At 70.6% G+C, this 20,416-nt stretch carries 22 protein-coding genes and 7 tRNA genes; 12 read left to right on the top strand and 17 right to left on the bottom strand.

Going from position 1 to position 20,416, the window contains the following annotated elements:
* Positions 1-15: 15 nt before the first annotated feature.
* The 4 genes from FCI23_RS06525 to FCI23_RS06510 form a co-directional block, all read right to left on the bottom strand.
* Positions 16-579, bottom strand: a complete 564-nt coding sequence (locus FCI23_RS06525) for an HIT family protein (RefSeq protein ID WP_136722477.1) — start codon at positions 577-579, stop codon at positions 16-18.
* Positions 580-739: 160 nt separating this feature from the next.
* Positions 740-2,725 carry a threonine--tRNA ligase gene (gene thrS / locus FCI23_RS06520; RefSeq protein ID WP_136722476.1) on the bottom strand — a complete coding sequence of 662 codons (1,986 nt, stop codon included), beginning with the start codon at positions 2,723-2,725 and terminating at the stop codon, positions 740-742.
* Positions 2,726-2,855: 130 nt separating this feature from the next.
* Complete coding sequence (locus tag FCI23_RS06515) at positions 2,856-4,079, bottom strand: hypothetical protein (RefSeq protein WP_407645934.1); 1,224 nt, start codon at positions 4,077-4,079, stop codon at positions 2,856-2,858.
* The gene (locus tag FCI23_RS06510; RefSeq protein ID WP_136722475.1) at positions 4,076-4,642 is read right to left on the bottom strand and encodes a DUF4365 domain-containing protein; all 567 of its coding nucleotides are present in this window, start codon (positions 4,640-4,642) and stop codon (positions 4,076-4,078) included. Before FCI23_RS06510 ends, FCI23_RS06515 begins: the two co-directional genes overlap by 4 nt.
* Before the next feature lie 152 nt (positions 4,643-4,794).
* Here FCI23_RS06510 and FCI23_RS06505 point away from each other — a divergent pair, with 152 nt between their 5' ends.
* The gene (locus tag FCI23_RS06505; protein WP_136722474.1) at positions 4,795-5,523 is read left to right on the top strand and encodes an exonuclease domain-containing protein; all 729 of its coding nucleotides are present in this window, start codon (positions 4,795-4,797) and stop codon (positions 5,521-5,523) included.
* Positions 5,524-5,648: 125 nt separating this feature from the next.
* On the opposite strand, the gene FCI23_RS06500 is transcribed toward FCI23_RS06505, so the two are convergent.
* From FCI23_RS06500 to FCI23_RS06490, 3 genes are all read right to left on the bottom strand, one after another.
* Positions 5,649-5,720: transfer RNA gene (locus FCI23_RS06500), tRNA-Val, on the bottom strand.
* Between the two features lie 685 nt (positions 5,721-6,405).
* A tRNA-Val gene (locus FCI23_RS06495) sits at positions 6,406-6,477 on the bottom strand.
* Positions 6,478-6,543: 66 nt separating this feature from the next.
* Complete coding sequence (locus FCI23_RS06490; protein ID WP_136722473.1) at positions 6,544-6,966, bottom strand: TIGR02611 family protein; 423 nt, start codon at positions 6,964-6,966, stop codon at positions 6,544-6,546.
* Between the two features lie 190 nt (positions 6,967-7,156).
* Here FCI23_RS06490 and FCI23_RS06485 point away from each other — a divergent pair, with 190 nt between their 5' ends.
* Positions 7,157-7,570, top strand: a complete 414-nt coding sequence (locus FCI23_RS06485; protein WP_003987206.1) for an SsgA family sporulation/cell division regulator — start codon at positions 7,157-7,159, stop codon at positions 7,568-7,570.
* 390 nt (positions 7,571-7,960) lie between these two features.
* A complete protein-coding gene (locus FCI23_RS06480) occupies positions 7,961-8,524 on the top strand; it encodes a CGNR zinc finger domain-containing protein (protein WP_136722472.1) in 564 nt (187 codons plus the stop codon).
* 14 nt (positions 8,525-8,538) lie between these two features.
* On the opposite strand, the gene FCI23_RS62290 is transcribed toward FCI23_RS06480, so the two are convergent.
* Positions 8,539-8,667, bottom strand: coding sequence for a hypothetical protein (locus tag FCI23_RS62290; RefSeq protein ID WP_265737724.1), 129 nt, complete (start codon positions 8,665-8,667; stop codon positions 8,539-8,541).
* Positions 8,668-8,894: 227 nt separating this feature from the next.
* A complete protein-coding gene (locus FCI23_RS06475; protein ID WP_136722471.1) occupies positions 8,895-9,344 on the bottom strand; it encodes a hypothetical protein in 450 nt (149 codons plus the stop codon).
* A gap of 61 nt (positions 9,345-9,405) precedes the next feature.
* On the opposite strand from FCI23_RS06475, the gene FCI23_RS06470 reads away from it, so the two are divergent.
* Positions 9,406-9,915, top strand: coding sequence for a DsbA family protein (locus FCI23_RS06470; RefSeq protein WP_136722470.1), 510 nt, complete (start codon positions 9,406-9,408; stop codon positions 9,913-9,915).
* Here FCI23_RS06470 and FCI23_RS06465 read toward each other — a convergent pair.
* From FCI23_RS06465 to FCI23_RS06455, 3 genes are all read right to left on the bottom strand, one after another.
* Positions 9,912-10,751: a GNAT family N-acetyltransferase gene (locus FCI23_RS06465; protein WP_136722469.1), complete on the bottom strand. Its 840-nt coding sequence runs from the start codon at positions 10,749-10,751 to the stop codon at positions 9,912-9,914. The genes FCI23_RS06470 and FCI23_RS06465 overlap by 4 nt on opposite strands.
* A 136-nt stretch (positions 10,752-10,887) precedes the next feature.
* Positions 10,888-11,709 (bottom strand): aminotransferase class IV, encoded by an 822-nt coding sequence (locus tag FCI23_RS06460; protein ID WP_136722468.1) that lies wholly within the window; start codon positions 11,707-11,709, stop codon positions 10,888-10,890.
* Entirely contained in the window at positions 11,706-12,770 is a 1,065-nt protein-coding gene (locus FCI23_RS06455) for a chorismate-binding protein (protein ID WP_136722467.1), read from the bottom strand. The genes FCI23_RS06460 and FCI23_RS06455 overlap by 4 nt, the downstream gene beginning before the upstream one ends.
* 175 nt (positions 12,771-12,945) lie before the next feature.
* Here FCI23_RS06455 and FCI23_RS06450 point away from each other — a divergent pair.
* The 5 genes from FCI23_RS06450 to FCI23_RS06430 all read left to right on the top strand — a co-directional run bounded on the left by FCI23_RS06450 (position 12,946) and on the right by FCI23_RS06430 (position 13,387).
* Positions 12,946-13,018: transfer RNA gene (locus FCI23_RS06450), tRNA-Gly, on the top strand.
* 28 nt (positions 13,019-13,046) lie between these two features.
* Positions 13,047-13,117 (top strand) — tRNA-Cys (locus tag FCI23_RS06445).
* 1 nt (position 13,118) lies between these two features.
* A tRNA-Val gene (locus FCI23_RS06440) sits at positions 13,119-13,190 on the top strand.
* 24 nt (positions 13,191-13,214) lie between these two features.
* Positions 13,215-13,286, top strand: a tRNA-Val gene (locus tag FCI23_RS06435).
* Positions 13,287-13,315: 29 nt separating this feature from the next.
* Positions 13,316-13,387: transfer RNA gene (locus FCI23_RS06430), tRNA-Val, on the top strand.
* 50 nt (positions 13,388-13,437) lie between these two features.
* Here the strand turns inward: FCI23_RS06430 and FCI23_RS06425 are convergent.
* The 4 genes from FCI23_RS06425 to FCI23_RS06415 all read right to left on the bottom strand — a co-directional run bounded on the left by FCI23_RS06425 (position 13,438) and on the right by FCI23_RS06415 (position 15,548).
* Positions 13,438-13,725 (bottom strand): TFIIB-type zinc ribbon-containing protein, encoded by a 288-nt coding sequence (locus FCI23_RS06425; protein ID WP_136722466.1) that lies wholly within the window; start codon positions 13,723-13,725, stop codon positions 13,438-13,440.
* Positions 13,726-13,792: 67 nt separating this feature from the next.
* Positions 13,793-14,704 carry an aminoglycoside phosphotransferase family protein gene (locus FCI23_RS06420; RefSeq protein ID WP_136722465.1) on the bottom strand — a complete coding sequence of 304 codons (912 nt, stop codon included), beginning with the start codon at positions 14,702-14,704 and terminating at the stop codon, positions 13,793-13,795.
* A gap of 176 nt (positions 14,705-14,880) precedes the next feature.
* Positions 14,881-15,048, bottom strand: a complete 168-nt coding sequence (locus FCI23_RS56180; RefSeq protein WP_169316695.1) for a hypothetical protein — start codon at positions 15,046-15,048, stop codon at positions 14,881-14,883.
* Positions 15,049-15,305: 257 nt separating this feature from the next.
* Positions 15,306-15,548 (bottom strand): hypothetical protein, encoded by a 243-nt coding sequence (locus FCI23_RS06415; protein ID WP_136722464.1) that lies wholly within the window; start codon positions 15,546-15,548, stop codon positions 15,306-15,308.
* 205 nt (positions 15,549-15,753) lie between these two features.
* Between FCI23_RS06415 and FCI23_RS06410 the strand changes: the two genes are divergently transcribed.
* The 3 genes from FCI23_RS06410 to FCI23_RS06400 all read left to right on the top strand — a co-directional run bounded on the left by FCI23_RS06410 (position 15,754) and on the right by FCI23_RS06400 (position 19,557).
* On the top strand, positions 15,754-16,944 hold the full coding sequence (locus FCI23_RS06410; protein ID WP_136722583.1) for a serine/threonine-protein kinase: 1,191 nt from the start codon (positions 15,754-15,756) through the stop codon (positions 16,942-16,944).
* A gap of 310 nt (positions 16,945-17,254) precedes the next feature.
* Positions 17,255-18,433 carry an acyl-CoA dehydrogenase family protein gene (locus FCI23_RS06405; protein WP_136722463.1) on the top strand — a complete coding sequence of 393 codons (1,179 nt, stop codon included), beginning with the start codon at positions 17,255-17,257 and terminating at the stop codon, positions 18,431-18,433.
* Complete coding sequence (locus FCI23_RS06400) at positions 18,430-19,557, top strand: acyl-CoA dehydrogenase family protein (protein ID WP_136722462.1); 1,128 nt, start codon at positions 18,430-18,432, stop codon at positions 19,555-19,557. Before FCI23_RS06405 ends, FCI23_RS06400 begins: the two co-directional genes overlap by 4 nt.
* Here FCI23_RS06400 and FCI23_RS06395 read toward each other — a convergent pair whose 3' ends face one another.
* A complete protein-coding gene (locus FCI23_RS06395) occupies positions 19,558-20,376 on the bottom strand; it encodes a TrmH family RNA methyltransferase (protein WP_136722461.1) in 819 nt (272 codons plus the stop codon).
* Between the last annotated feature and the right edge of the window lie 40 nt (positions 20,377-20,416).

The following is a 20,416-nucleotide window of genomic DNA, read 5'->3' as shown; positions in this document are numbered from 1 at the left end:
TCCCGGCGCTGAAGGCTACGGCTGAGAGGGCCAGGCGTCCGCGAGCATCTTCCGGGTGTCCGCGAGCAGCTGCGGCAGCACCCTCGTATGCCCCACCACCGGCATGAAGTTCGTGTCGCCGCCCCAGCGTGGCACCACGTGCTGGTGCAGGTGCGCGGCGATCCCCGCGCCGGCCGCGCTGCCCTGGTTGAGCCCGATGTTGAACCCGTGCGCCCCGGAGGCGGTGCGCAGCGCGGTCATCGCCCGCTTGGTGAACTCGGCCAGCTCCGCCGTCTCCGGCAGGTCCAGCTCCGTGTAGTCGGCGACATGGCGGTACGGGACCACCATCAGGTGGCCGCCGTTGTACGGGTACAGATTGAGCACCGCGTAGACCTTCTCGCCACGGGCGATGACCAGGCCGTCCTCGTCGCTCCTCGCCGGGATCGCACAGAACGGGCACCCGTCGTCGGCCCCCGGGCCGGTCGGCTTGTTCTCGCCCTGGATGTAGGCCATCCGGTGGGGCGTCCACAAGCGCTGGAACGCGTCCGGCGTCCCGACTCCGATCTGCTGTTCCGGCTCACTTGTCATGAGGGCCAGCATATTCTCCTGCGGCGGCCCGGATGCGGTTAGGGCCTGTCCGGCGGATCTCCGTGGACGCCGCGGAGATCCGCCGGACAGGCGCCAGGTGCGGCCCCGGGTGGGACCGCACCTGGAAAAGCCGCGCGGGCGCCTTGCGCGTCGCGCTCCGGCGGGGACCGGGTCAGACCTGGATCCGGCGCTCCACCGCGTCCAAGATCTCGGCCAGTGCCTGGTCACGGGGGATCCCGTTCTTCTGCGAGCCGTCGCGGTAGCGGAAGGACACCGCTCCGGCGGCCATGTCCTCGTCGCCCGCGATGACCATGTACGGAACCTTGCTCTTCTGGGCGTTGCGGATCTTCTTCTGCATACGGTCCGCCGAAGCGTCCACCTCGAAGCGCAGGCCCTTCGCCTTCGCCGCCGCCGCGAACTCCTCCAGGTACGGCACATGCGCGTCCCCGATCGGGATACCGACCGCCTGGACCGGCGCGAGCCACGCCGGGAAGGCTCCCGCGTAGTGCTCGACCAGCACTCCGAAGAACCGTTCGATGGAGCCGAAGAGCGCGCGGTGCAGCATCACCGGCTGCTGCCGGGAGCCGTCCGCCGAGGTGTACTCCAGGCCGAACCGCTTGGGCTGGTTGAAGTCGACCTGGATGGTCGACATCTGCCAGGACCGCCCGATCGCGTCGCGCGCCTGTACGGAGATCTTCGGGCCGTAGTAGGCCGCCCCGCCCGGGTCGGGGACCAGCGGCAGGCCCTGCTTCTCGGCGGCCTGCCGCAGCGCCTCGGTGGCCTCCGCCCAGTCCTCGTCGGAGCCGATGAACTTGTCGGACTCCGGGTCGCGGGTGGACAGCTCCAGCTCGAAGTCGACCAGTCCGTAGTCGCGCAGCAGGTCCAGGACGAAGGTCAGGAGCGTGTCCAACTCCTGCGGCATCTGCTCAGTGGTGCAGTAGATGTGCGCGTCGTCCTGGGTGAAGCCGCGGGAGCGGGTCAGCCCGTGCACCACGCCGGACTTCTCGTAGCGGTAGACCGTCCCGAACTCGAAGAGCCGCAGCGGCAGTTCACGGTACGACCGGCCGCGCGACTTGAAGATCAGATTGTGCATCGGGCAGTTCATCGCCTTGAGGCGGTAGTTCTGCCCGTCGAACTCGATGGGCGGGAACATGCCGTCCGCGTAGTGCGGCAGATGCCCGGAGGTCTCGAAGAGGTGCTCCTTGGAGATGTGCGGGGTGTTGACGAACTCGTACCCCGCCTCCTCGTGGCGGCGCCGCGAGTAGTTCTCCATGGCCTTCCGGACGACGCCCCCCTTGGGGTGGAAGACCGCGAGGCCCGGGCCCAGCTCGTCCGGGAAGGAGAACAGGTCCAGCTCCGCGCCGAGCCTGCGGTGATCCCGCTTCTCGGCCTCCACCAGGAAGTCCAGGTGCGCCTTCAGCTCGTCCTTGGTCGGCCAAGCGGTGCCGTAGATCCGCTGGAGCATCGGATTCTTCTCGCTGCCGCGCCAGTAGGCACCGCCGCTGCGCATCAGCTTGAACGCCGGGATGTTGCGGGTGGTGGGCAGATGCGGGCCGCGGCAGAGGTCGCTCCAGCACAGCTCGCCGGTCTTGGCGTCGAGATTGTCGTAGATGGTCAGCTCGCCCGCGCCTACCTCGGCGGACGCGCCGTCGGCGGCCTCGGCGGCGGAGCCCTTGAGGCCGATCAGCTCCAGCTTGTACGGCTCGGCGGCCAGCTCCTCGCGGGCGGCCTCATCGGTCACCGCGCGACGGGAGAAGCGCTGGCCGCGCTTCTGGATCTCCTGCATCCGCTTCTCGACGGCCTTGAGGTCCTCGGGGGTGAACGGCTTCTCGACGTCGAAGTCGTAGTAGAAGCCGTCCTTGATCGGCGGCCCGATGCCGAGCTTGGCCTCGGGAAAGAGGTCCTGGACCGCCTGGGCCATGACATGCGCGGCCGAGTGGCGCAGGATGTTGAGGCCGTCCTCGCTGGTGATCTCCACCGGCTCGACCTCGTCGCCCTCGGCGACTGGGTACGCGAGGTCCTTGAGCTGTCCGGCGACACGGGCGGCGACGATGGTGCGGTCGCCGTCGAAAAGGTCGGCGGCAGTCGTCCCGGCCGTGACCACCCGCTCTTCCCGCTCAACGGAATCGCGTTTGATGATCACACGGACGTCTGACACCGGTCTCTCCTGACGTATGCACCACACTCGGCAGCGAATGCTGCACCGGTGAATCGTACCGAGCCGCACGGGTGGGCCGCGAAGCGATAAGCACTGCGTGCGGCTCGGCCCCGGAAGGTGTGTGGTGGGCTCAATCGTCGGAGGGGCTTATTCTGTCGCCGCCGCAGGCATCCTCGAAGGTGTCGACGCCGCCATGGAGGGACTTGAGCAGCCGGTCACGCTCGGCCTCGTCGACATGGACCGGGGTGACGCCGGTGGGACCGACGATGGCCCGGAAACCGCTGACGCTCTCCAGGCGGCCGCTGACGCGGACGGGAAGGCCGACGAGGTGGGCGTGGACAGCGATGCGGTAGGCGGCCTCGTCGAGACGGACGCGGACCTGGCGGACGTCCGCGCCGGCGAGGACACGGAGCCGTACGGTGCCGCCGCCGGAGGGGCGGGGGCGGCGGAGGCGGACGACGGTGCCGGTGACGCGGACCTCGACGGAGGGTTCGTCGCGGACGTAAAGAGCGCCGGCGGCCTCCAGGGCGGGGAGGTCGCCGGGCGAGAATTCGATGGGCTCGGGACGGGCCGCGAAGCCCTCGGGCGGGCTGGTGGCGGGTAACCAGGCCAGCGCCACCTCGGCTCCTTCCGTGCCGCGTACCAGTCGGACGAGAGCGTCGGTGAGCTCATGGCAGACGCCGAGGCCGACGGCGGCCTGGAAGGCCTCCATGCCGCCGGTGGCGCGCTGGTAGTCGACGGCGTCACGTGTCGCCTGCAAAGCGCGGAGCAGGGTCGTCACGGGACCCCGGCCGGCCGGCACGGGGACGAAGGCGGTGAGCATACGGCCGCTCGGCGAGGGGCCGACCAGCACCTGCTCCAGGAAGGCCGACGCGTAGCGGCCGTGCCGCTCGCCGAAGTATCCGGCGCTGCCGCGTTCGGCCCGGGCGGCTGCCATCAGCATGGCGCGGGCGGCGGAGCGCAGTTGCGCGTCCGCGGTCCACGGCACGGCCTCGGCGACAAGGGGGGTGTCGCGCCGCCAGCGGATCTCGTCGCCGGGGAAGGTGAGGGCGATCAGCACCTCCCGGGCGGAGGGCGCGGCGGAACGGGCGAGAGCGGTGAGGGCCTCGCCGAGCAGATCGGCATAGTCCGCGTAGGCGCCGGATCCACGATTCTCGGGGACGAGGAGGCTGGTGCTGGTATTGCGGTGCCCCCCGGTCACGGCCGTCTCCCCGGGCGGGGTCCAGCGGGTGTAACGGCCGGGGGCGCCGCCGCGCCGCTCCCAGCCATAGCGGGCGAGGAGCGCGGTAAGGACGGCGGGGTCGACCCGTTCGGGGTCGGGCGGCACGAACTCCTCGGTCGACCAGGACATCATGGCCTCCCTCCTGCCCCTACCCGCGTCATGATCTCGCAGAGCGCTCGGTCGTCGAAAACACGTGCGGTAGGCACCCGCACCGTGGTCTTGCGCTTGCCGGTGACAGGGTGACCGGCAAGATTCATCCAGTAACAGCAGTGTCGCAGTTCCAGGCGGTCATGGCTGGCCCGCAACCACTCTTCCTGGGTCCGGGGCACCAGCATCACGACCAGTATCTTGTGCACCGATACCGGGGATCTGGCGAGTTTCACCAAGTGTTCGTTCTCCAGCGTGAAGGCGAAAGTAGCGCCCGCTGGGTGCGGGGCCACCTGGTAGGTGCATTTGAGCTGCACTTTTATGGTGACTTCGTCGTCGACCGCATGGCGGCCCGAAGCGTGGCTGATGTGCCAGTCGATGCCGTTGTCCGGGAAGGGCTGCGCGAGCGAACAGCCCGCCGCGGCGGCAACCGCGTGCAGATAGCCCACCTGCAAGGTCTCCATACAGCTGGTGGTGGCGAGCGCTCCTCGCAGTGATGCGATCCGCTCTGGCAGCAGCCCTCCCGGTTCGGGCTGCGCGATCGCCATCGCTCTCCGTGCCTCCCCGGATGGGTCCTCTTCGAACTCCTCTGTCTCTACCATCTTCCCCACCTGCGACAAGTCGCAAACGGTCGCGGTTCGGTGACGAGCGGTCACGGGTACTTACCGTATAACACCCTCAACAGGTACGGGAGTACGTCATGCCACGCTGGTACGACGGACCCCTGGCCGCCTTCGATACGGAGACGACCGGGGTCGACGTGGAATACGACCGGATAGTTTCGGCTGCCCTGGTGACGCAGGAGTCACCCGATACGCAGCCTCATATAGTGCGCTGGCTGGTGGCCCCGGGCGTGCCGGTGCCGGACGGGGCGCGGGCGGTGCATGGTCTGACCGACGAGTTTCTGCGGCTGAACGGGCGGCAGCCGGGCCCGGTGGTGGAGGAGTTGGGGCGGACGCTGGCTCAGCGGTCGGCGGCCGCCGTGCCGCTGGTGGTGATGAACGCCCCGTTCGATCTGACCCTGCTGGACCGGGAGTTGCGGCGGCATCGCGGAGCGTCGCTGGACGCGTATCTGGGGCCCTTCCCGTTGTGCGTCCTGGATCCGCGGGTGCTCGACAAGTACCTCGACCGGTACCGGAAGGGCCGGCGGACGCTCACCGACCTGTGCGCGCACTACGGGGTGCCGCTCACCGATGCGCATGACGCGGCGGCCGACGCCGCGGCGTCAACGCAGCTGGTCCGTCTCCTGGGGCGGCGGTTCGCTGAGCGGATCGGCGAACTGAGCCCCGCTCAGCTGCACACACGGCAGGCGATGTGGCACGCGGGGCAGGCGCGGGGCCTGCAGGCGTATTTCTCCAGGAACGGTTCCGGGGAGCGGGTAGATCCGGCGTGGCCGCTGCGGCCGGACACGGCGAGGGAGGCAGCGTAGACCTGCGAGTGGAGCAGCAGAAGTGCGGCCCGTCCGTGGTGAAGTCCCCGGCACGCGAGTCGAAGCCGGGCACAACGACGAGGGCGGGTCCGGTCCGCGCTTTTCGCGGACCGGACCCGCCCTCGTGGGCGATACTGGGATCGAACCAGTGACCCCTTCGGTGTGAACGAAGTGCTCTCCCGCTGAGCTAATCGCCCGGGACGCCGAGAAGAATACAGGGCGCGGGGCGATGTGTTCAAACCCCGGCGAGGCTGATCGCGTCCCTCCGGACGCTTTCCCGCTGGGCCGGTCTTGGACCGGTCCGCCCGGGTGGTGGTTGGCGCTGCCTGGTGGGTCACACCGCGTGCGGCGATGCGCTGCCACGCCCCGTGGTCGGCGGTCGCCCTGGCACTCGCAGCGTTCGCTGTGGCGGCGCACCCGGTGCTGTTTGGCCAGGATCCCGGCGGCGCGGAACATGGCGCCCGCCCCCAGAGCGGTGATCCGCCCGCCAGTCCAAGCCGAGCTCGACGGCGTGGCCGCCCGGGCAGGAGGTGCAGCACCGCCCCGGCGGCCGGGTCGGCAGCTGCAGCCCCGGCACGACGCGCCCGGACGGGTCGCTCCGGTGGCGTTCGATGGTGGCCTGCTGGACGTGGACGGCGGCGGGCGTGGACTGAGGCCGAGGATGCGGGCGCCGGCGTCGCGGCCGGCGTCGTCGCCGGGACGGTCGTCAAGCGCCCGGAGGTGCTGGCGGGCCGCCGCCGGATCGAAGCCGGAGAGCGCGAGCCCGGCCTACCGCATCAGCGAGATCCGCCAGCCGGTGCGAGTGGCCGCACGTCCGCCGCGAACTCAAACAAACGCCGAGGGGCCCGGAAGCCTCTCGGCTTCCGGGCCCCTCGGCCAGGGTGGGCGATACTGGGATCGAACCAGTGACCCCTTCGGTGTGAACGAAGTGCTCTCCCGCTGAGCTAATCGCCCCTGCGCGGGGACAACATTACCGCATGTCAACGGGTGCCCAGGACCAGCTCCAGGCCCGCGCCGCCGTCAGCCGCCGGCGTTCCAGGGCATCACGAAGCCGAAGCGCCAGACGTAGTACCCGACGACCGCCGCCACGACGACGAGGCCAATGGCGGTCAGGGTGAGATTCCGGCGACGCACCCGGGGGTCCATCGCCCTGTGTGCCGCCTCGGTTACTTTCCGCTTCGTCCAGCGTAGAACGAGCTGTGCCCAGACGAACTCGGTGGCCCAGACCGCCATGCCCGCGAAGATCACCACCCAGCCGGGACCGGGCAGCGGCAGCAGGAGTACGCCCGCCGCCACGACCGCGAGGCCCATCAGGAAAACGGCGACCTGCCAGCTCAGGTGCAGCGCCCGGGACCTTCTGATGAAGTGCGGGGCTCGCGATCCGAGGCCCGGACCTGGATCCATGGCCATCACCACCTGCCGTTCGTCACTCTCCGCAGTCATATGTTCCAACTTACCCGATGCCGGACGATCACCGTAATGGACCCCGAGTGAGGAAAAGTACTCGGCCGGACGAGGTACCGGATACCGCACAAACCAGTCAGAGGGGTTTACAACGTCCCCGCTGGTGGCATGTCGATTTCGCCGACGTGCGAATCCCCGAGCGCACACTGAGCGAAAGGCCCTGGCGCTTATGAACACCACGGTCAGCTGCGAGCTGCACCTGCGCCTCGTTGTGTCGAGCGAATCGTCACTGCCCGTCCCGGCGGGCCTGCGGTACGACACGGCCGACCCCTACGCCGTGCACGCCACCTTCCACACCGGTGCGGAGGAAACGGTCGAATGGGTATTCGCCCGCGACCTCCTCGCAGAGGGTCTGCACCGGCCCACCGGTACCGGAGACGTCCGTGTATGGCCGTCCCGCAGCCACGGACAGGGCGTCGTGTGCATCGCCCTGAGCTCCCCAGAGGGGGAGGCGCTGCTCGAGGCCCCGGCGCGGGCCCTGGAGTCGTTCCTGAAGCGGACCGACGCCGCCGTGCCCCCGGGCACCGAGCACCGCCACTTCGACCTGGATACGGAGCTCTCGCACATCCTCGCCGAGAACTGACGCCCGCCCGCCCCTTCCGCAGCCGTACGCATCTCGGGGGTACGGCTCGGAACCGACCCGCGAGGGCCGCCGTAACGGAGCAGCGCTCCGCGACGGCGGCTCTCGCGCACCCATGTCCCGGACCCCGCCCGACTGGGTCCGGGCCGGATGCGGGGCCCGGCCGGGCCCCGCATCCGGCGTGCTAGGCTGCCCGCCACTGGCCGTCGGAGGGGCGGACAGGACGCACGCCCGCGCAGCGACGGTAGGCCCTGGGGGGACCGAGGTCGCCGCAGTGGGCGTCAAAGTCACCGGATCGCGTGGAGCGCCCGTCGGCAGAGGCCGCGGAGAACCGTCGACGCAGCCCCGGCCGACGGGCGCTCTTCGCCATAGCCCCGCTGGGGGAACGATTCCGTGCTGATCAATCACGACACCAGAGGCGCGCTCGACGCCGTGGTGGACCTGATCAACACCACTGCGGAAACAGGGGGCCGCGACGGCCTGGCTGATATCCCGGCGCTGCGCGACTTCGTCGACCGGAACCACGTCAGCGGGGTGGGACGGCTCGGCGAACCCGACCTGACCGCGATGCGGACGGTACGCGAGCAGTTCGCCAGAGTCTTCGCGGCGCCGAGCACACAGGCGGCCGCCACCTCGATCAACGTCATGGTCGCGGCCGTAGGCACAACGCCCCGGCTCACCGACCACGACGGCCACGACTGGCATGTGCACTACTTCGCGCCCGGCGCCACGCTCGCCGAGCACCTCGCTGCGGACGGCGGCATGGCACTGGCGTTCCTCGTCGTCGCCGGAGAGCGCGAGCGGCTGCGCCGCTGTGACGCACCGGACTGCCGACGGGCCTTCGTGGACCTGTCCCGCAACCGCTCGCGGCGCTACTGCGACAGCCGCACCTGCGGAAACCGGCTGCATGTCGCCGCCTACCGGGCACGGCGGCGCGAAGCCGAAACGGCGAGCTGACCGCCGGTACGGGCTCAGAACGGGCTCAGGTCGTACAGCGCACCGAAGCCGAGCAGACAGCCGATCACGGTGAGGAACAGCATCAGCGGCGGCTGGGAGAGCGCGAAAAGGCACCCTCGGGTCTCGTTCTCTTCTACTTCCATGGCCTTAGAGAGGTCGTGGTGAGGTCACTCGACAGGGGTCGCTGACTCGCACAAGCGTATGTATCGGGGCACGCCAACTACCGCCCTCCGAGCGGTAGTTGGGGCCGTCCAGGCGATCATGGCGCAGCCGGCCCGGGGCCCGCGATCAACACGCACACTCTCAGGGGTTGTTTCTTGTCCATCGAGCGGATTCGTCTCGCCATGTGATACAGAGGCGTGGGTCCGGCTCAGATACCGCGGCGCTTCAGGATCTTCTCGATCTCGCTGAAATCGCCGGACTCGGGCTCGTCCTTACGTCCCTTGGCCAGCGCCGGCGCGGCGGCGCCGGCTGTGGGGACCGCCGGCCGCTCGCGACGGCCGCTGCCGGTCTCCTTGCCCGCGTCCCTGGCCCTGCGGCGACCGGCCAGGCGAGCCCCGGCGAAGAGCACAGCGGAAACCGCCAGCACCCCGAAGCCCAGCCAGACCGACGGCTTGAACACCAGATCAACCGCCCAGGTCCCGACGGCCTGCCCCACCTTGCGGGCCAAGGTGAGCAGTCCCGTCATGTACAGGCCTACCGGCAACAGTGCCAGGGCCGCGGTACGGGTCGCCGCGAGATACCGGCGGCGGTAGGCGGTCAGCAACGCGATCGCCAGGCCCGCCGCGGAGAGCGCTACGCATACGGTCGAGGTCAGCATGGTCCCATGGTGCGCCTCACGGCCCCGGAGCGGATCCTCCGCGAGTGGGAGAATGTGCGGCATGAACCAACCCATCTCCCGTCCCGTCGTCCTCGACTACTGGTGCGAGTTGCAGTGCCCCGACTGCCGGGCATCACTGGACGATCTGCGCGCGCTGCGCGCCCGGTACGGCGACACGCTCGACATCCGGCTGCGCCACTTCCCGCTGCCGAAGCACAAGTACGCGTACGCCGCCGCCCAGGCCGCCGAGGAGGCCTGGGCGCAGGGTATGGGCTGGCCGTACGCGGAGGCCGTACTCGCCCGCGCGGACGAACTGGGCAAGCGCGGCGAGCCGCTGCTGGTGGAGATCGCGGTGGAGGTGGGCATGGACGGCGAGGAGGTGGACACCGCGCTGATCGACGGCCGGCATCTGCTGGCCGTCGACGCCGACCAGGCGGAGGGGGAGGCGATCGGGGTCACCGGCACGCCGACCTATGTGATCGACGGGCAGCGGCTGGACGGCGGGAAGAGCCAGGAGGGTTTGCGCGAGCGGATCGAGGAGATCGTGGACAGGTTGCGCGCGGCCTCTTAGCCGAGCGGCTTGGAGAAGTGCAGGTCCGTCGCCTGGTAGCCGAGCGACTCGTACAGCCGCAGGGCCGGGGTGTTGTCGGCGAAGACATTGAGCCCGAGCGTGCGCACCCCGGCGGCCAGGCACTCGCGCTCGGCCGCGAGCATGAGCGTACGGCCGTGGCCGTGACCCCGGTGCTGCTCGGCAACCTCCACATTGCAGACCCAGGCGGGGGCCTGGGCACGGTCGGGGTCACGCAACCGGACCCACAGAGTGCCGACGTCGGTGCCCCGGTGGGACAGCACACCCAGCACCGTGTCGGCGGTGGCGGGGCCGTCCGGCAGCAGCAGCCGGTGGCCGGCCTCGGCGATGGCGAGTGCGCGTTCGTACGGGATTCCGCGCACCGTCCAGTTCTCGACGTACCCCGACTGCTCGTGCTCGTGCCAGGCGGGGAACTCGGCGGCCGCGAGCGAGTGCAGGGCGCTGCCCTCGGGCAGTGGCGGCGGAGCGAGGGGCAGGGTCTTGAACATGCCGCGATTTTGCTCGGTGTAGCCGAGCACGGCGGCGAGGGCGATCGCGGCCGACGCCGAGGCGGGGATGGCCGTCTCGATCCGGCGGCAGCCCCAGTCGCGGAGCACTTCCTCCGCCGCGAGCGCTGCGATGGTGGCCCGGCCGCGCCCGCGGTCGGGTTCGTCGATGGACAGGCCGGCGATCCGGCCGGACTCCGGGCCGAAGCGCTGGTCGGTGGAGAGCTGGATGGCGCCGACCGGGCGGCTGTTGACGCAGACCGTGTAGCGGCGCGAGCGCGCCCCGTCCGGCCCGCGCCGCTCGGGCTCGGCAGGCCGCAGTGTGGTGGTCATCCGTTCGCTCCCCCGCGCGGTGTTCGAGGACGTCCCGTCGAGGATTCCCTCGCTGTGCCCCGCAGGGCCGCCCCGTCGGCCTGGGGATCGGAAGCCGCCCTCCGATCCGGCACAGTACCGTGGAGGAGGACTTTCGTCACGGGTTCGGGTGGGCGGCGGCCCGCTCGGCGAAGACCCGCATCGCCTTGGCGGTGACCGGCCCGGGCGCGCCCGGCAGGAGACGGTCATCGACGCGGTGCACGGCCTGTACGTCGCGCAGGCTGGAGGTCAGGAAGATCTCGTCGGCCTCGGTGAGGACTTCCAGCGGCAGGTCGGCCTCCTGGGCGCCGCTCCATTCGACGACGAGTTCGCGGGTGATCCCGGCGAGGCAGCCGGAGGCGAGCGGCGGGGTGAACAGCCGGCCGTCCAGTACGACAAAGACGTTGGAGCCGGTGCCCTCGCACAGACGGCCCCGGGTGTTGCCGAACAGGGCCTCGGAGGCGCCGTGTTGGTGGGACCGGGCCAGGGCGACGACATTCTCGCCGTAGGAGGTGGTCTTGAGCCCCGCCAGCGCCCCCTTCTCGTTGCGCGTCCAGGGGACGGTGATGACCGCGGTGGTGTCGGGGCGTACGGAGGCCTCGCCGAGGGCCACGACAAGGGTGGCGCCCGCGTCGCCGCGGTCGGAGCCGAGAGGGGACAGACCACCGGTGTAGGTGATGCGGAGCCGGCCCAGCGGCATGGGGTTTGCTGCCAGGACGGCGTCGCAGGCGTACGTGATCGCGTCCAGATCGGGCTCGGGGAGTCCGAGGCCGTGCGCGGAGCGGGCGAGCCTGGCGAGGTGCCGGGTGGTGGCGAACGCCCGGCCGTCGACGGCCTTGAGCGTCTCGAAGACGCCGTCGCCCACGGTCAGGCCGTGGTCCAGTACGGACACCGTCGCGTTGTCCACGTCCTGGAGTGTGCCGTCGACCCATACCTTCATGGGTTGGTCCCTTCGTTCGTCACATGTGTTCCCGACGCTACCGCCAGCAGCCGGGCGGCCTTCAGTTCGGTCTCGTCCCACTCACCGGCCGGGTCGGAGCCCCAGGTGATCCCGGCACCGGTGCCGAACCGGAGCAGCGGGCCGCCCGGAGCGGTGCGGTCGATCCAGAAAGTACGGATGCCGACGGCGAGTTCGCCGGTACGGCGGTCCGCGTCGACCCAGCCGATACCGCCGCAGTAGGGGCCGCGGGGCACTGTTTCGAGTTCCTCGATGATGCGGAGGGCGCTGGATTTCGGGGCTCCTGTGACGGAACCGGGTGGGAAGGCCGCGGCCAGCAGTTCCGGCCAGCCCGCGTCCGCGCGCAGCTCGCCTCGTACGGTGGAGACCAGATGCACCAGCCCCGGGTGTTTCTCGGTCACGCACAGCTCCGGCACGGTAACCGATCCGGTGGCGCAGACACGGCCCAGGTCGTTGCGGACCAAGTCGACGATCATCACATTCTCGGCGTAGTCCTTGGGGAGCAGATCCGCCTCGGTCCTGCCGGTGCCCTTGATCGGCCCGGACTCGACCGCCGCGCCGTCCCGGCGCAGATAGAGCTCCGGGGAGGCGGTCGCGATCTCGACACCCTGTGCGGGCAGCCGGACGGTCCCGGCGTACGGGGCCGGGTTGCCGCGTGCGAGGACAGCGGTCAGGGCGTCGACGTCCGCCTCCGCCGCGGACCCTCCCTGGTCGGGCAGGGGAGCTGAGAGCACCCGGCAGAGGTTGGCCTGGTACACCTCACCGGCCGCTATGTACTCGCGGATGCGCTGTACGGCCGTGATGTAGGCGTCCCGGTCGAGTGAGGAGACCCACTGCCCCCGGTCCGGTCCCCGCCACTGCCCCGCGGCGGGCACGGGGTCCGGTCGTACGTCCCTGAAGCGCGCGCAGAGCGTGCCGCCCTCGAAACCGGCGACCACGGCCCAGAAGCCGGCGGAGTCCAGGGCCGCGGGATCACTGGTGACATCACGCAGGTCGGAGGCGACAAGACCGCCGAATCTGGCTATCGGGGCGAGGTCGGACACGGGGCTTCCCTGGTCGGTACGGAGGATGCTTGCGAGTGTAGGCCGGAGCGCGTGGTGGTGTGCCGCTGGTCAGCGGCCCGGCACGCTGCGGAAACCAGTTTTTGAGCTGGCTCGGGAATCCGCTAGAGTTCAACACGTCGCCGGGACGTGGAAGTGCCCCGGACAAACGGCACCTGCGGACGTGGCTCAGTTGGTAGAGCATCACCTTGCCAAGGTGAGGGTCGCGAGTTCGAATCTCGTCGTCCGCTCGGAGTGGGGGATCCCGTCCCCTGCGTTGGTGGAGTGGCCGAGAGGCGAGGCAACGGCCTGCAAAGCCGTCTACACGGGTTCAAATCCCGTCTCCACCTCGGACGATTAGCTCAGCGGGAGAGCGCTTCCCTGACACGGAAGAGGTCACTGGTTCAATCCCAGTATCGTCCACTGGGGCCCTTCGTGGGCCCCTCCGCGCGATTAGCTCAGCGGGAGAGCGCTTCCCTGACACGGAAGAGGTCACTGGTTCAATCCCAGTATCGCGCACGCGACCCGCGGTGCCCCTGCGGTACCGAGGACGATTAGCTCAGCGGGAGAGCGCTTCCCTGACACGGAAGAGGTCACTGGTTCAATCCCAGTATCGTCCACATCTGACCGGCGAAGGGCCGGAGCTTCCGCTTCGGCCCTTCGCCGTGTCTCAGGACGAGAAGAGCATGTGCCCGAAGCCGCGGTGCTTGCTGTGACCGTGGTGGTCGCCGTGGTGCGGGGCGCCCCAGGCCGGAGCGTGCGGCTGCTGGGGGTAGGCCTGCGGGGCCGGATAGGCCTGCGGTGGCGGGGCCGGCTGGCTCCACTGGCCCTCGAGCCGGGTCAGCGCCTCGAGCTCCCCATAGTCCAGGAAGATCCCACGGCAACTTCCGCACTGCTCGATCTGGATCCCGTTGCGGTTGTAAGTCTGCATCGGGCCATGGCACTTGGGACAGAGCATCGTCGGCTCAACTCCTCGTTTCCGCTGTTCCCGCTGATCGGGGTACGTCGTGTACTTCTCAGCGTGCTCACGATACTTCGGCTATCCGGCGGCAGGCATCGACCAGGTCCTGCTCCACCTCATCCGGTGGGCGGCCCTCCTCGGCGGCTCTGACGACCGCCAGAGCCGCGGACTGCGCGGCCAACGCCCGGGCCGGGACATCGAGATACGGCCACGGGTCGCCCTCCGCCGGTACGGCAGCGCCGCCTGCCGCGCGGTAGGCGGCGAGGAACCGGGCCCAGGTGTCCGGGGCGAGCAGCCCGGTGGCGAACCACATGGCGGGCCGGGCGAGATCCCAGGCCGGTACGCCGAGTCCGAGGTCGTCCACGTCGATCAGCCGCCACGGCCCGTCCGGAACCGGGTGCCTGACGAGCTGCCCGAGGTGCAGATCGCCGTGGCAGAGGTGGCGGGCGTGCGGCTGCGGGGCCTCGTCGCGGGCCCAGGCGGGCAGCCGCGCCCAGGTCCGCAGCACCGCGGGCTCGGGGACCACGGCCCGCATCCGCGCGATGGCGCGGGCCGCTTTCGCCGGTCCGCGCATGGCGGGCACGGGGTGTGGCAGATCGTCCGGCGGCAGGGAGTGCAGCCGGGCCAGCAGGACGGCTGCCGCCTCCCAGGGGGCGTCGTCGGGCCGTTCGCGGTCCACCGGCCGCCCCAGCGGCCAGGCACTCACCGGTCGGCCGTGCAGCGCTGCGGTGAGCGAGCACTCCTCCGCCAACGGCGGCACCGGAGCGAGGAGGATGCCGGAGAGCAGCGGGTGCGCGGCGACGGCCAGCCGGGCGGCGAGCGCTGCCGGGTCGGTGTCGCCCGCATGGGCTTTCACGACAAGGTCACCGCTGCGCACCACCGTCCCGTCCGAGCGATGCGCGAGTACGGAAGTGTCGCGCACCCCGGAGGCCCGGTGCGCGAGCACGGCGAGCCCCGCTGAGAGCTCCTCCCCCATTGCCGCCTCCGCTTCGGTCGAGCGGTCCTGAAAACGAGCGGTTCCGAGAAGTGCAACGCCCGGGTACCGCTACGGGTACCCGGGCATTATTGCCGTCCGCCGCACCCCCGTCCCCACGGGGTTTCTTCGCCGGCCTCCCCCGGTCCGGACCGCTCTTCCGGACCTGGGACTCGCTGTTACCGTCCCATGAGGCCGGCTACGGACGACGCCTGTGTGACCACCGCCTGCCACCCTCCGAAGACCACGGCGAGCAGCACCGCGAGCGGTGCCGCCATCGCCGCCGCCACCAGCGGATGGCGGGTGTCCCGCCTCTGCCGCGCCTGACGGCTCACCGTGTTCGCCATAGCCCTCTCCGGGGGTCTCGTGTGGTGGGCGGCGGGCGTTTGACCTCGGGGGACGAGTGCTTCGCCCGCCGCTTGACCTCAAGACTAGGCGGGCGGCACGGATTGGTCGTCATGCCTTCGTACCCCTTGGCGGGCCTACCGGAGGATGAGTCCGGACCGGGCGAATACTCCCCTGGGTGGAGGCGGCATCGGATCTCCCCGGGCGATCCCCGAGGGGATTTCCCGGGGGTCCCCCAGGGTCCCGGGAGCGATCCGGGTCAGGTGCCGCTCTCCGCTTCCTTGTCGTCCCTCGGTATGGGCTGCTCGACCAGCGCGAGCACGCGGTTGGCCATGAACCGGGCGGTGCGCACGACCGAGCCGTTGCGGGTGACCTCGCTCACTTCGACCACCCCGCGCCGTACTGCCGTCTCCACCCTGCGACCGGCCCGGGTGGCCACCACCTCATACGTGCGGGTGGTGTCCCCGGCGTCCACAACTATCTCCACGCGATCACCTTTCACGGCGTCAATCCCCCTTGCACGACGGACCGTTGATGACATGGCGGCGGTACCGGGACTCCGCTTGACGGACCGTCGCCCACTTTTCAAGGATCTCACCCGGCACTGACAATCCCCCGTCCGGCGCATGCGCGGCCTATCAGCACACCGGGCAGTCAGTCCGTAAGCTGTGGGCGTCAGACTGGCCAGGCAGGCAGCAGGGATGGACATGGCGATGATGCGGCTCCGGCGCGAGGACCCGCGTGTCGTCGGCTCGTTCCGGCTGCACAGGCGGCTGGGCGCCGGTGGCATGGGTGTGGTGTACCTCGGCGCGGACAAGCGCGGCCAGCGGGTGGCGCTGAAGGTGATCCGGCCGGAACTGGCCGAGGACCAGGAGTTCCGCTCGCGGTTCGCCCGTGAGGTGTCGGCGGCCCGGCGGATCCGCGCCGGCTGTACGGCGCGGCTGGTTGCCGCCGATCTGGAGGCGGACCGCCCCTGGTTCGCGACCCAGTATGTTCCTGGCCCCTCCCTGCACGACAAGGTCGCCGAAGAGGGCATCCTGTCCGCGGCGGAGGTCGCATCGATCGGCGCCGCGCTCGCGGACGGCCTGGTGGCGGTGCACGAAGCCGGTGTGGTGCACCGGGATCTGAAGCCCTCGAACATCCTGCTGTCGCCCAAGGGCCCGCGCATCATCGACTTCGGGATCGCCTGGTCGACCGGTGCGAGCACTCTGACGCATGTCGGCACCGCTGTCGGCTCGCCCGGCTTCCTCGCGCCCGAGCAGGTGCGCGGGGCCGCGGTGACCCCGGCGACGGACGTGTTCGCCTTCGGAGCGACGCTGGCGTACGCGGCCACCGCCGATTCGCCCTTCGGGCAGGGCACTTCCGAGGTCATGCTGTACCGCGTCGTGCACGAGGAGCCGGATCTGGCCGGCGTACCGGACGCCCTCGCTCCGCTTGTCCAGGCCTGCCTCGCGAAGGACCCCGAGGACCGGCCCAGCACCGTACAACTCTCCGAACGGCTCTCGGAGATCGCCACCCGCGAAGCGCGCGGCCACGGTGCCCCGCGTCGCGACGGGGTCCCCAAGGCCGCCGGGCCCCGGCCCGAGCGGCCCACGGGACGGCGCGCCGAGGAGTACGCCGAGCAGCACACGGAGCGCCGCCCCTCCCCCGGCACCACCCGCACCCCCCGGCCTCCCGTTCCCCTTCCCCGCACCCCCGTGCGGACTCCCGCCGGCCGGCGCCCCCCGGGGCCCGACCGGAGACTGCTGCGACAGCGCCTCATCGTCTTCGTGACGGTGACCCTGCTCGTCGCCTTGGGTATCGCGGCCGCCCAGGGCTGCCAGGGGCCTGCGCGGGGGCTTGGCTTCACGGGACGGCCTGCGGCCGGCTCGGCGCAATTTCCGCTTCCAGGTACTTAGCGGCAACCCTCAACAGGGTTACCGGTTCCTCCCCCAGCTACCGCTGGGAGGTGCCCCCACGACTGTGTGCCAGTACCCAGAGTGCTATGCGCCATCGCCACCGGCATACGGCACACAGTCTGCGGGGACACCCCTGCACCGCCCCCTCCGGCCCGGCACGGCGCCTTGCGGTGCGTGGTGTCCCTCGGTCACCCCGGCGAGCGGGGCGTCTGTCTTACGGCGGTTGCTGGGGGGCTGGCGGGGAGGGTGGATGGGGGGGTACGTTTCCAAGCGCTTGCTTAGTGCGCTGCGGGCAGAAGGGACATGTCGCATGAGCATTACCGCTGAGGACCTGCGCGAGCGGGTAGGTGCGCTGCTGGCCGCACACGATCCCGGCGATCGGCTGGAGTTTCTGCGCGCCCGGTTCGACGCCGGGCTGGCCTGGGTCCACTACCCGGAGGGGCTCGGCGGACTGGGAGCCCCCCGCGCCTTCCAAGACGTGGTCGATGCCGAGCTGGCAGCAGCGGGGGCTCCCGGCAATGAGCCGGAGAGGATCGGGATCGGCCTGGGGATGGCGGCGCCGACCATCCTGCGCTTCGGCACAGACGCGCAGAAGGCGCGCCTGCTGCGGCCGTTGTGGACGGGCGAGGAGGTGTGGTGCCAGCTCTTCAGCGAGCCGGGAGCGGGCTCGGACCTGGCGGGGCTGCGTACCCGCGCGGTGCGGGAGGGCGACGACTGGGTGGTGACCGGCCAGAAGGTCTGGACGTCGAGTGCCCATAACGCCCGCTGGGGCATCCTTATCGCACGTACGGATCCGGATGTGCCGAAGCACCAGGGCATTTCCTACTTCGTGTGTGACATGACGGATCCGGGCGTGGAAGTGCGCCCGCTGCGGCAGATCACCGGTGAGGCGGAGTTCAACGAGGTTTTCCTGACCGAGGTGCGCATCTCCGATGCCCAGCGGCTTGGCACGGAGGGGGACGGCTGGCGGGTCGCCCAGACCACGCTCATGAACGAGCGGGTAGCGATCGGCGGCGCTTCGGTGCCCCGCGAGGGCGGCATGATCGGCACCGTGGCCGAGACCTGGCGGGAACGTCCCGAGCTGCGCACCCCCGACCTGCATGACCGGCTGCTGCGGCTCTGGGTCGAGGCGGAGGTCACCCGGCTCACCGGCGAACGGTTGCGGCAGCAGCTGGCGGTCGGCGCCCCGGGGCCGGAGGGATCCGGGATGAAGCTGGCGTTCGCCCGGCTGAACCAGCAGATCAGCGGCCTCGAAGTCGAACTTCTCGGGGAGGACGGGCTCCGCTACAGCGGCTGGGCCATGACCCGGCCCCAGATCGTCGACTTCTACGGCCGTGACGCCGGCTACCGCTATCTGCGCGCCAAGGGCAACTCCATCGAGGGCGGCACCTCGGAAATCCTGCGCAATATCGTCGCCGAGCGGGTCCTCGGTCTGCCCTCCGAACCCCGCACCGACAAGGACGTCGCCTGGAAGGATCTACCCCGATGACCGGTACCCCGGACCTGCTCTACTCCGACGTCGAGGACGACCTGCGCGACTCGGTGCGTGCCCTGCTCACCGATCGCTGCTCGCCCGGCTCCGTGCTGGCCCGCATCGAGAGTGACACGCCGTACGACCTGGGGTTGTGGCGGACGCTCGCCGTCGAGCTGGGACTGGCCGGCCTGCTGGTGCCGGAGAAGCTCGGCGGCCAGGGCGCGTCCGCGCGGGAGGCCGCCGTCGTCCTGGAGGAGCTCGGCGCCGCTGTCGCGCCGGTGCCGTTCCTGGGCAGCGCCGTCCTCGCCACCTGCGCCCTGCTGGGCTGCGCGACCGACATCGCCGACCGTACCGTCGGCCGGCTCGCCTCCGGCGAGGCCGTCGCGGCCCTGGCCGTGCCGCTGCCGACCGCACCGGGCGCCGCCTTCCCCAACGGTGTACGGGCCGATCAGACCGGCACCCTGAACGGCCGGGTGACCAGTGTCGCCGACGCCTTTGTCGCTGATCTGCTGGTCATCCCGGCCATCGGCCCCGACGGGCCCGGGCTCTACGAAGTCGCGGCCGACACGCCCGGCGTGCGGATCACCATGCCCATTGCGCTCGATCTGACCCGGCCCATCTCCGACATCGAACTCGACGGCGTCCCCTCCCGGCTGCTCGCCGGCCCCGGCACCGCCGTCGCCGCGCTCGACCATGCTCTGCTCACCGGCGCCGGGCTGCTGGCCTCCGAGCAGTTGGGGCTCGCCCAGTGGTGCCTGGACGAAACCGTTCGCTATCTGGGAGAACGGCACCAGTTCGGGCGTGTCGTCGGCTCCTTCCAGGCGCTCAAGCACCGGCTCGCCGACCTGTGGCTGGAGACCGTCTCCGCCCGGGCCGCCGCCCGTAACGCCGCCGACGCGCTTGCCTCCGGCAGTCCCGGCGCCCCGGTGGCGGTGGCCGTCGCGCAGGCCTACGGCGCGGCTGCCGCCGTCCGGGCGGCAGAGGAGTGCGTACAACTGCACGGCGGCATCGGAATGACCTGGGAGCACCCCGCGCACCTCTACCTCAAGCGCGCCAAGTCCGACGAGATCGCGCTGGGCACGCCCGGCCGCCACCGCGCCGCACTGGCCCGCCTGGTCGGGCTTCCGCCCGCAGGGTGATCAGGCTTGGGGGCGGCCGGTGGCGACCGCGTAGAAGGCCACCGCAGCCGCCGCCCCCACGTTCAGGGAGTCCACACCGTGCGCCATCGGGATGCGGACCCATTCGTCCGCCGCGACCAGGGCTCGCGTGGAGAGGCCGTCACCCTCCGCACCCAGCATCAGGGCGACGCGCTCCAGCCGATGAGGCGCGGCCTCATCGATATCCGCGGCTTTCTCGTCCGGCGTCAGGGCCAGTAGCTTGAACCCGGCCTCCCGCACGCTCTCCAGGTCGCGCGGCCAGCTCTGCAGCCGCGCGTACGGCACTGAGAAAACCGCGCCCATGGAGACTTTCACGGATCGCCGGTAGAGCGGGTCGGCGCAGTCGGGCGACAAGAGGACAGCGTCCATGCCCAGAGCAGCCGCGCTGCGAAAAATCGCGCCGATATTTGTGTGATCGTTCACGGACTCCATGATCACAACCCGCCGGGCCCCCACCAGCAGCTCATCACCGCCCGGCAGCGGCTTGCGCTGCATGGACGCGAGGGCCCCGCGGTGCACGTGATAGCCGGTGACCCGCTCGGCGAGCTCGGGGCTGACCGCGTAGACAGGCGCGGGCACCTCATCGATCACATCGCGCATGACGTCGACCCACTTGGCCGACAGCAGCATGGAGCGCATCCGGTATCCGGCGTGCCGAGCACGCCGGATCACCTTTTCGCCTTCGGCGATGAAGAGCCCTTCCGCGGGCTCGCGGCGCCGCCGCAACTCGACATCGGTCAATGACACGTAGTCATGCAGACGCGGATCATCAGGGTCGTCGATCGTGATGAGCTCAGCCACAGGGTGATACTGCCTTGTCCTGGGTGTGGTGCCAACGCCG

Origin of the sequence: Actinacidiphila oryziradicis (assembly GCF_005047355.1) — a bacterium.
Taxonomy (GTDB): Bacteria; Actinomycetota; Actinomycetes; order Streptomycetales; family Streptomycetaceae; genus Actinacidiphila; species Actinacidiphila oryziradicis.
The sequence above is the reverse complement of the archived record's forward strand: the minus strand, read 5'-3'. Positions and strand labels throughout refer to the sequence as shown.